8 protein-coding genes are annotated in these 10,110 nt (G+C 71.4%); 1 reads left to right on the top strand and 7 read right to left on the bottom strand.

Features of this window, described 5'->3' with window-relative positions; translation table 11 throughout:
• Positions 1 to 62: 62 nt before the first annotated feature.
• From J1M44_RS07505 to J1M44_RS07480, 6 genes are all read right to left on the bottom strand, one after another.
• Positions 63 to 302 (bottom strand): RNA-binding protein, encoded by a 240-nt coding sequence (locus tag J1M44_RS07505; protein ID WP_029248213.1) that lies wholly within the window; start codon positions 300 to 302, stop codon positions 63 to 65.
• A 2-nt stretch (positions 303 to 304) separates the two neighbouring features.
• Complete coding sequence (gene rpsP, locus J1M44_RS07500) at positions 305 to 751, bottom strand: 30S ribosomal protein S16 (RefSeq protein WP_020628324.1); 447 nt, start codon at positions 749 to 751, stop codon at positions 305 to 307.
• Positions 752 to 951: 200 nt separating this feature from the next.
• The gene (ffh, locus tag J1M44_RS07495; RefSeq protein ID WP_036381237.1) at positions 952 to 2,538 is read right to left on the bottom strand and encodes a signal recognition particle protein; all 1,587 of its coding nucleotides are present in this window, start codon (positions 2,536 to 2,538) and stop codon (positions 952 to 954) included.
• A gap of 123 nt (positions 2,539 to 2,661) precedes the next feature.
• Positions 2,662 to 3,924, bottom strand: coding sequence for an ammonium transporter (locus tag J1M44_RS07490; protein ID WP_049158763.1), 1,263 nt, complete (start codon positions 3,922 to 3,924; stop codon positions 2,662 to 2,664).
• A 195-nt stretch (positions 3,925 to 4,119) separates the two neighbouring features.
• Positions 4,120 to 5,328, bottom strand: a complete 1,209-nt coding sequence (gene ftsY, locus J1M44_RS07485) for a signal recognition particle-docking protein FtsY (protein WP_206480817.1) — start codon at positions 5,326 to 5,328, stop codon at positions 4,120 to 4,122.
• 47 nt (positions 5,329 to 5,375) lie between these two features.
• The gene (locus J1M44_RS07480) at positions 5,376 to 7,181 is read right to left on the bottom strand and encodes an alginate lyase family protein (RefSeq protein ID WP_206480816.1); all 1,806 of its coding nucleotides are present in this window, start codon (positions 7,179 to 7,181) and stop codon (positions 5,376 to 5,378) included.
• Between the two features lie 230 nt (positions 7,182 to 7,411).
• Here J1M44_RS07480 and J1M44_RS07475 point away from each other — a divergent pair, with 230 nt between their 5' ends.
• The gene (locus J1M44_RS07475) at positions 7,412 to 8,716 is read left to right on the top strand and encodes an MFS transporter (protein ID WP_206480815.1); all 1,305 of its coding nucleotides are present in this window, start codon (positions 7,412 to 7,414) and stop codon (positions 8,714 to 8,716) included.
• 93 nt (positions 8,717 to 8,809) lie between these two features.
• On the opposite strand, the gene wecB is transcribed toward J1M44_RS07475, so the two are convergent.
• Positions 8,810 to 9,955 carry a non-hydrolyzing UDP-N-acetylglucosamine 2-epimerase gene (gene wecB / locus J1M44_RS07470; protein WP_135039967.1) on the bottom strand — a complete coding sequence of 382 codons (1,146 nt, stop codon included), beginning with the start codon at positions 9,953 to 9,955 and terminating at the stop codon, positions 8,810 to 8,812.
• Between the last annotated feature and the right edge of the window lie 155 nt (positions 9,956 to 10,110).

Raw genomic sequence — 10,110 nt, 5'->3', positions numbered from 1 at the left:
GCCGCAGACGACGACGGCCCGCCGGCCCGGTGAGGGGCGGGCGGGCCGTGCGTCACGGGCCGTCAGGAGCGGCGGTCGGTCTCCACCACGTCCACGCGGACGGGGTGGCCGGCCAGGCCGTCCAGCACGGTGCGCAGCGCGGTGGCGGTGCGACCCTGGCGGCCGATCACGCGACCCAGGTCCTCGGGGGCCACGCGGACCTCCAGCATGTCGCCGCGCCGCTGGGAGCGGGCGTCCACGCGAACCGCCTCGGGCGTGTCCACGATGCCGCGCACCAGGTGCTCGAGGGCCTCGGTCAGCATGGTCACTCGGACTTCTCGGCGTCCTCGGCCGGAGCCTCAGCGGCCTCCTCGGCCGGGGCCTCGGCGGCCTGCTCGGACTCGGCCGGGGCCTCCTCCTGCTTCGGCTCCTCCGGCAGGATGACCGAGCCCTTCTCGGGGGCCACGAAGGCCTCCTTCTCGGACTTGGACTTCAGGGTGCCCTCGGCGCCCGACTCGCCCTTGAACTTCTGCCAGTCACCGGTGACCTTCAGCAGCGCGGCGACCTGCTCGGTCGGCTGGGCGCCGACGGAGAGCCAGTACTGGGCGCGCTCCGAGTCGATCTCGATGAACGAGGGCTCCTCGGTCGGGTGGTACTTGCCGATCTCCTCGATGGCACGGCCATCGCGGCGGGTGCGCGAGTCCATGACGACGACGCGGTAGAACGGGGCGCGGATCTTGCCGAACCGCTTCAGACGAATCTTGACAGCCACGAGTGTGGTTCTCCTTCAGTGGATCTGGGGGGCCGGGGCACGACGCCGCGTGGGGGCAGCGGGCGTCGACGACCTGGCACACGGAACGGAGCGCAGCGGAGGATAGAGGGTCGTCCGGGCTCACGCTCAGTACCGTGCCATTCTGCCAGATCGGGCGGGCCGGTGCACACCCGGCGCGCCGAGACCGGGCAGCGGGCGACTCAGCGGTCCTTGAGGTACTTTTCGAAGCCCGCCGGCAGGTTGAGGGTGGACGGGTCGAAGCCGTCCATCCCCGCGCCGTCGCGGCCGAACACGGCTCCGGCCTGCGCCTGGGCGGCGCGGGCGCGCCGCTCCTCGATCGCCTTGCGCTCGGCCGCGGCCTTGGCCGGGTTGCCGGACTTCACGCGATCGCGCTTGGCGTTCTTGCCCTTGCCCTTCGCCTTGCGGGAGGCGCCGCCCGGCATCCCGGGCATGCCCGGGATGCCGCCGCCGGCGGCCATGCGCTTCATCATCTTCTGCGCCTCCGCGAAGCGCTCGAGCAGGCCGTTGACCTCGGACACGCTCACGCCCGAGCCGCGGGCGATGCGGGCACGGCGCGAACCGTTGATGATCTTGGGGGCCACGCGCTCGTGCGGGGTCATCGAGTGGATGATCGCCTCGACGCGGCCGATCGACGACTCGTCGAACTGCTCGAGCTGCTGCCGCATGCCCTGGGCGCCCGGCATCATCATGAGCATCTTCTTCAGCGAGCCCATCTTCTTGAGCTGCTGCATCTGGGCGAGGAAGTCGTCGAGGGTGAAGTCCTCCTGGTCCGCGAACTTGCGGGCCATCTTCTCGGCCTCGGTGCGGTCCCAGTTCTGCTCGGCCTGCTCGATCAGGGAGAGCACGTCGCCCATGTCGAGGATGCGCGAGGCCATGCGGTCCGGGTGGAAGACCTCGAAGTCCTTCAGGCCCTCGCCCGTGGAGGCGAACATGATCGGCTTGCCGGTCACGTGGCGGACGGACAGCGCGGCGCCGCCGCGCGCGTCGCCGTCGAGCTTGGTGAGGACGACGCCGGTGAAGCCGACGCCCTCGTTGAACGCCTGGGCCGTGGCCACGGCGTCCTGGCCGATCATCGCGTCGATGACGAAGAGCACCTCGTCCGGGTCCACGGCGGCGCGGATGTCCGCGGCCTGCTGCATGAGCTCGGCGTCCACGCCGAGGCGGCCGGCGGTGTCGATGATGACCACGTCGTGGTACTTCGTGTTGGCCTCGGCGACGCCGTCACGGGCCACCTGCACCGGGTCGCCGGTGGCGGCCTCGAACTCGGAGGAGACGCCGGGGTGCGGCGCGTAGACCGGGACGCCGGCGCGCTCGCCGCCGACCTGCAGCTGCTTCACGGCGTTCGGACGCTGGAGGTCGCAGGCCACGAGCAGCGGGGTGTGGCCCTGGGACTTGAGCAGGTGGGCGAGCTTGCCGGCGAGGGTCGTCTTGCCGGCGCCCTGCAGGCCCACGAGCATGATGACCGTGGTGCCCGTCTTGGCGTGCTGGATGCGCCGGGTCTCGCCGCCGAGGATGCCCACGAGCTCCTCGTTGACGATCTTCACGACCTGCTGGCCCGGGTTCAGGGCCTGGGCCACCTCGGCGCCGAGGGCGCGCTCCTTGATCTGCGCGATGAACTGGCGGACCACGGGCACGGCGACATCGGCGTCCAGGAGGGCGCGGCGGATCTCGCGTGCGGTGGCGTCGATGTCCGCCTCGCTCAGCCGCCCCTTGCCCTTGAGGCTGCGGAAGGTGGCTGTGAGGCGGTCGGACAGGGAGTTGAACACGGCGGGTGTGATCCTTCGAAGCGGGGTCGACTGAGCCGGACGCGGTCGGTCGCGGGCGCCGCGGCATCCACCGCGGCGCCCGCCAAGCCTAGCAACCGACCGGCCTCACCCGTCCGCGGCGGCTCACCGCGCCTCGGCGGGGACGGGCACCCCGCCGAAGCCGACGTCGTAGGCCGACTCGTCGTGCAGGGTCAGATCGACGCCCCGCTCCTCGTCCTCCTTGCTCACCCGCAGGCCCATGGTCCCGCGCAGGACCAGGGCGATGGCCGTGGTCACCACGGCGGTGAAGACCACGGCGACGAGCACGGCCACCGTCTGGGCCACCAGAAGACCGGCGTCTCCGCCGTAGAACAGGCCCGCCCGGCCCTCGTCCGGCAGGGCGAAGAAGCCGATCAGCACGGTGCCCAGGATGCCGGAGGTGAGGTGCACGCCGACGACGTCGAGCGAATCGTCGAAGCCGAGGCGGTACTTGAGGTTGACCGCGAGCGCGCTGGCCGCACCGGAGACGAGGCCGATCGCCACGGCCCCCAGGGGGCTCACAAAGGCGCACGCGGGCGTGATGGCGACCAGGCCCGAGACGATCCCGGACGCGGTGCCGATCGAGGTCGGCCGGCCGCGGCGCAGCCACTCCACGAACACCCAGCCGAGCATGCCGGCGGCGCCGGCGGCGAGGGTGTCCACCCAGATCAGTCCGAGCTCGTCGACACTGCCCGCCGCGCCCCCGTTGAACCCGAACCAGCCGAACCAGAGGAGGGCCGCGCCGAGCATGGTGAACGGGACGTTGTGCGGCCGGTGGCCGGGGTCCACGCCGAAGCCGTGGCGCTTGCCCAGCATCAGCGCGAGCACGAGGGCGGCCACGCCGGCGCTGATGTGCACCACGAGGCCACCGGCGAAGTCGAGGGCCTCCCCCAGGCGGGCGCCGATGGCGCCGTCCGCGGAGAGGAGACCGCCGCCCCACACCATGTAGGCCAGCGGGGCGTAGACGACGGTGGTCCAGACGGGCACGAAGACGCACCACGTGACGAACTTGAAGCGGTCGGCCACCGCGCCGGAGATGAGGGCGACCGCGATGATCGCAAAGGTGGCGCCGTAGGCCGCCGCGACGAGCCCGCCCTCGGCCATCGTGCCGGTCAGTCCGAGGTCACCGGCGGGGTTCCCCACCACCCCGGCCCACCCGTCGCCGCCGGTCATCCCGTGGACCCACAGGACCCAGACGACGCCGACGAGGCCCATCGAGACGAAGGACATCATGATCATGTTGAGCGAGGACTTCGCGCGGGTCATGCCGCCGTAGAAGATGGCCAGTCCGGGTGTCATGAGCAGGACCATCGCCGCGCTCGTCACCATCCACACTGTCCCTGCGTCCAGGACGTTCGACTCCTCCATGGGGGTCTCCTTCGGTCCGGGCCGCGAGCCGGGGGCGAACGCCCGTCCCGCGGCGTCGCTGCCCGGCCCCGATCGGGGCCGATGCAAGGAAGATACCGGAGGAGTGGGCCGCACCACACGTCGATGACGTCTCCGTGACAGGACAGGGCCCCTCCCGACGACGTCGGGAGGGGCCCTGGACCGGGGTGCGGGACGTCAGTCGGCCAGCAGCGCGTCCACGAAGCCCTCGGCGGTGAACGGTGCGAGGTCGTCGGGGCCCTCGCCGAGGCCGATCAGCTTGACGGGCACGCCGAGCTGGCGCTGGATGGCGATCACGATGCCGCCCTTGGCGGTGCCGTCCAGCTTGGTCAGCACGATGCCGGTGACGTCCACGACCTCGGCGAACACCTTCGCCTGGGTCAGGCCGTTCTGGCCCGTGGTGGCGTCGAGGACGAGCAGGACCTCGTCCACCTCGGCCTGCTTCTCGATGACGCGCTTGATCTTGCCGAGCTCGTCCATGAGGTTGGCCTTGTTCTGCAGACGGCCCGCGGTGTCCACGAGCACGACGTCGACGCCCTCGGCGATGCCGTGCTCCACGGCCTCGAAGGCGACGGACGCCGGGTCGGCGCCCTCCTTCTCGGAGCGGACGGTCTCCACGCCTACGCGGGAACCCCACGTGGCGAGCTGCTCGGCGGCGGCGGCGCGGAAGGTGTCCGCGGCGCCGAGCACGACGGTGCGGTCCTCCGCCACGAGCACGCGGGCGAGCTTGCCCACGGTGGTGGTCTTGCCGACGCCGTTGACGCCCACGACCATGGTCACGGCGGGGCGGTCGCCCTTGCGGGTCGCGGCGAGACGGCGGTCCATCGAGGGGTCCACCATCGCCACGAGCTCCTCGCGCAGCAGGGTGCGCACCTGCTCGGGGTCACGCGTGCCCTCGACCGTGACGCGGGCCTTGAGGCGGTCGACGAGCTCCAGGGTGGGCTCGGTGCCGAGGTCCGCCATCAGCAGCGTCTCCTCGATTTCGTCCCACACGTCGTCGTCGATGCGGTCCTGGGACAGCAGCGCCAGCAGGCCCTTGCCGAAGACGTTGTTGGACTTGAGCAGGCGGGCCCGCAGGCGGGCCAGGCGCGAGCCGGCGGCCTCGGGCCGCTCGTACTCGGGCTTCGCCGGGGCGGTCTCCGCCTCCTCGACGACGGCGGGCTCCGGCTCGGCGACGACGGGCGGCGCCTCGTCGACCTCGGGGCGTTCCAGGACGGCGGTGGAGCCCGACGGGGCCGCGTGCCGCGGGCTCGGGCGCGGGTCGTCCGCGTCCCGCACTTCCTGGTACGACCCCTTCGGCGGGGCGGGGCGCCGGTCCAGCAGGCCGACGAGCACGCCGCCCAGCAGCAGGGCGGCCACGACTGAGACTATGAGCACGATTTCCACGGGCCCAGTCTGTCACACGGGCCGTCGCCCGCCCCGGGTCGCACCGCTCACGTCAGGCGGGAGAGGGTGCCGTCCTGCTGCACCAAGACTCGGGCGTGCCCATCCTCGCTCCGGACCGTGAGGATGACGGAGCCGTCGGGGGCGCTCTCACTGTCCACCCGCACGGCGTCACCCGCGGCGGCCGGGACGAGCACACTCACGATCGCGGACTCGGCTCCGGTCGAACGGAACGCGACCTGCGTCGCCTCCTCCCGTTCCTGCTCTGCGGGGTAGTGCCATCCGTGGTGGGCGTGGCCGCCCTCGACGTCGGTCTCGCCCCGTCGCAGGTGCACACCGCCACGCGGCACCGGCTCACCGTCCAGGCGCACCTGCACCAGGGTCGTCGATTCGCCGGAGCCTGCGTCCACCGCCCGGACGGTGTCCTCGGAGACCCTCTCCGCCGAGAACTCCGCCGGAAGATTCCAGAGCGTCTCCACCACATGGTCCGTCCGGCCGTCGAGTATGCGAGTGCGATCCACGATGACGGCGGCGTCCGGGTCGGTGAGCACGAGAACAGAACGGGCCCGCTCCCCGCCGACGTCCAGATTCTGGCGCGCCGTCGCACCGTCGGCAGAGCCATCCGACGACACCCACACATCACCCCGCTCGGCAGGACCCGCGCCCGGGTACTCGTCGAGCGTCGGAATGTGGATCACGTTGTGCGCAGTCGGTCCCAGACCCCACGGTCGCCAGCTGTCCTCGACGATGCCGGGATGCCCCCCGTCTTCGACGATCTGGCGACCGCGCGCCGTGTACAGGAACTGCATCAGATCACCGCGGTGGGACTTCGTCTCCCGCCCCGTGCCCGTGCGCAGCATCCATGCGGCGGCGTCCGCGAAGCCGTCGCCGGGAGTTCCCCAGGATGACCGGCCGAATACGGGGCCGGAGTCGAAAGCCCGGACACGGTCGGCAGACGCGACGCCCTCCGCGCCGTCGGTGGCCGCGTAGCGCAGCTCATCGCTCATGCCGTCGAATGGCTTGACAGGGAACTCTGCACTGTCCCCGTATTGCCAGTAGGAGCCCGTCGAATCAACCATATGAGGAAGGGCTTGACCCATTTTTTCCACCCCATCCTCGAAGGCGCCGGATTCGACCCCGCATCGGGCTGCCGTCTCATCAATGGCTTGGAAGAGCACATAGTTGAATTGCGCGTAATGCGGTGCCGCTTCGTTACTGAGGCCCTGGTCGTCCACCTGGAAGGGGATATCTCCTTCGGCGCGCTCCATGGCGTGCTCCATCCAGTCCGGTCGGCCCAGAACGCACCCGGCGCCCAGAAGAGCCAGATTCTCCATCGACCCGTGATTGTGCCGCTTCGAGTAGCGCGCCATGTTCTGCGCTGCGTGCTGGCCGATCAGATCATCCAGCCAGGCATACTCCTCCGGCAGACTGCCGTCCTTGGCAAGTTCAGCAGAACGTGCTGCGCGGTCGGCGACCACTTCACGGAAGCAGAGGAGGACCCCCATGCGATGATGGTTGGCCTCCGCATCATCATGGTCGCCGCCCCATCCGCCCTCGTGGTCAGCCCGCCAATCGCGTATGACCCGCTCAGCGACACCGAGGGCCTCCTCGTCGCCTTCCCGGCCGGCTTCGATGCTGGGCCCGATCCACTTGAGGGAAGACAGCCACAGACGCCAGCCTTCGTCCTGGTAAGGATCTACATCCCAGTCGATGTCACCCGATCCGTCACCCACCGCGACGGGATCGAACTGGCGCCACCCGTAGACGTCCCGCGCATTGGTCTCCACCGTGTTGAATCTCTGGAGCTGCCCATAGGCTCGACACGGAGAGAGGCTTGCGCGCTCGACGGCGGTCATGGGGTGGCCAGCTGTCTGGGGAGGATCCCCGGACTCGTCGCCGGGCGCCGCGGCAGGTTGAGGTGCACAGCCCGCCAACCCGACGGCAGCGGCCAGCAGGCCGGCGCAGACGCGGAACATCCGGCGACGACGGCCGGAGGAAGACCGGTGGTCCATCTCACCAGTGTCCCACGAGGCGTGGCGGACGTCGCCCCGGGTCGCCCACCCGGCGCCGTGCGAGGATGGCGATCATGCCGTCGTCGTCCGCCCGCTCCTCGCGGGTCCCCCTGCCCCGTGAGATCAAGGTCCTCGTCGCCGCCGCGTTCATCATCGCGATCGGCTTCGGCATCATCGCCCCGCTGCTGCCGCAGTACGCGGCGACGTTCGACGCGTCCGCCGTCGGGGTGGCCGCCGTCGTGTCCGCGTTCGGGCTGACCCGCCTCCTGTTCGCCCCGGTCTCCGGCAAGCTGACGAACCGGCTCGGCGAGACGCCCGTGTACATGACGGGCGTGCTGATCGTGGCCGCGTCCATGTTCCTGGTCGCCTTCGCGCAGACCTTTCCGCAGCTGCTCCTCTTCCGGGCGCTCGGCGGCATCGGCTCCACCCTCTTCACCGTGTCCGCGATGGCGTTCCTGGCCCGGAAGTCCCCGCCCACGATGCGCGGCAGGATCTCGGGCGCCTACGCGTCCGCCTTTCTGATCGGCAACATCGTGGGGCCGATCGTGGGCTCCGCCCTGGCCGTATTCGGGTACCGGGCCCCGTTCCTCATCTACGGCAGCTCCCTGGTGGTGGCGGCGGCCCTCGTGTTCTTCCTGCTCAAGGACACCCGGCTCGCGGACCGCGCCGTCCGCGACGTCCGCCCCGCCATGCCGATCCGGGAGGCCCTGGCCAACCCGTCCTACCGGGCCGCGCTGGTCTCCTTCTTCGCCAACGGCTGGGCGACATTCGGTGTGCGCAACTCGGTGATGCCCCTGTTCGCGGCCACCGCCTTCGCCGGCACGGGGCTGCTGGGCTGGCAGGTGGACGGCGCGCTCATGGCGGGCCTGGCCCTGTCCGTGTTCGCGCTCGGCAACGTCACCGCCGTGACGTTCAGCTCGCGGCTGTCCGACCGGCATGGACGCCGTCCGCTGATCCTGGCGGGCCTGCTCGTCATGGCCGTCACCACCGGGGTGATCGGCTGGATGAGCTCGCCCGCGCTCTTCCTGCTCGCGTGCCTGCTGGCCGGCGCCGGCACGGGCACCCTCAACGCCCCGCAGCAGGCGGCCATCGCCGACGTCGTGGGCCAGGGACGGCGCTCCGGCGCTGTGATGTCCACCGCCCAGATGTCCGCCGACCTGGGCGCCATCTCCGGCCCGCTGCTGGCCGGCCTCGTGGTGGACACCGCCGGCTACGGGTGGGCGTTCGTGCTCACCGGCGGCGTCATCCTGCTCGGCGCGCTCGCGTGGTGGCGCGCCCCGGAGACCAACCTGCCGATCGTGCCCGGCGGACCCCGCACCGGGTCCCTGCCGCTGGTCCGCCCGGAGGACGTCCGGGTGACCCCGCGCGAGGACGGGTGAAGTCGGAGGCACGCACGAGGCCGCCGTCCGCGCGGGGACGGCGGCCTCGTGACGTCGACGGGGTGGGTGTCCCCGTCCGGGGTGTGGTGCGGCTCAGGCGCCGTCGAAGGCCGGCAGCCGCTCGCCCACGCCGAGCAGCTCGGCGATCGCCGAGACCGTGCGCTCGGCCGCGCGGCCGTCGCCGTAGGGGTTCACCGCCTGGGACATCGCGCTGTACGCGGCCTCGTCCGTCAGCAGGCGGGTGACCTCGGTGACCACGACCTCCTCGTCCGTGCCGATCAGACGCACGGTGCCGGCGGTCACGGCCTCGGGACGCTCGGTGTTCTCGCGCATCACGAGGACGGGCTTGCCCAGCGACGGGGCCTCCTCCTGGACGCCGCCGGAGTCCGTCAGCACGACGGTGGCCACAGACAGCAGGTGGGTGAACTCGCCGTAGGCGAGGGGCTCGGTCACGAGCACGTTCTCGCGGCCCTCGATCTCGGGAAGGATCGCTTCGCGAACCACCGGGTTGCGGTGCGCCGGCAGGACGAAGGTGACGTCGGGGTGGTCCGCGGCCAGGCGGGCCAGGGCGCGCCCGACGCCGCGCATCGCGTCGCCCTGGTTCTCGCGCCGGTGGGTCGTCACCAGGACGACGCGACGGCCGGACGCCTCCAGCTCGGCCAGACGCTCGTCCTCGAACGGCACCTGGTGGCCGACGGCCTCCAGCAGTGCGTCGATCACGGTGTTGCCCGTGACGTAGACGTCCTCCGCGGCCACGGCCTCACGCAGCAGGTTGTCCCGGCTCACGGTGGTCGGGGGCAGGTGCAGCGCCGAGATCTGGCTGGTGATCTTGCGGTTGGCCTCCTCCGGGAACGGGGAGAGGATGTCGAAGCTGCGCAGGCCCGCCTCGGCGTGGACCACGGGGATGCCGCGGTTGAAGGCGGCGACGGCGCCCGCCGTCGAGGTCGTGGTGTCGCCCTGGACCACGACGGCGTCCGGCCGCTCCTGCTCCAGGACGGCGTCGAGCCCGTCCAGGGTGCGGGCGAACACGCCGTTGAGGGTCTGCCGGGGCTGGATGATGTTCAGGTCGTGGTCCGGGACGATGCCGAACAGCTCGTTGACCTGGTCCAGCATCTCGCGGTGCTGCCCCGTGACGGTCACCACGCACTCGAACCGCTCGTCGGCCTGCAGCGCCTTGACGATGGGGGCCACCTTGATCGCCTCCGGGCGGGTTCCGTAGATGGGCATGACCTTGGGCACAGTTGCTCCTCTTGACTGGACGACCGACCGCGGCCGCGGCCCGATCAGGCTCGACGCGGGCGCGAGCTGTCGCCAGTCTACTGACGGCGCCGCGGCACCGCCGGTTGCTAGAGTGGCGACTCGCGGCGGGCCGCCCCGGCCCGCCTTCCCGCCTG

Source organism: Micrococcus sp. KRD128, from assembly GCF_017168395.1.
Taxonomy (GTDB): Bacteria; Actinomycetota; Actinomycetes; order Actinomycetales; family Micrococcaceae; genus Micrococcus; species Micrococcus luteus.
Note: the sequence above shows the minus strand (reverse complement) of the source record. Positions and strands in the feature narration are given on the sequence as shown.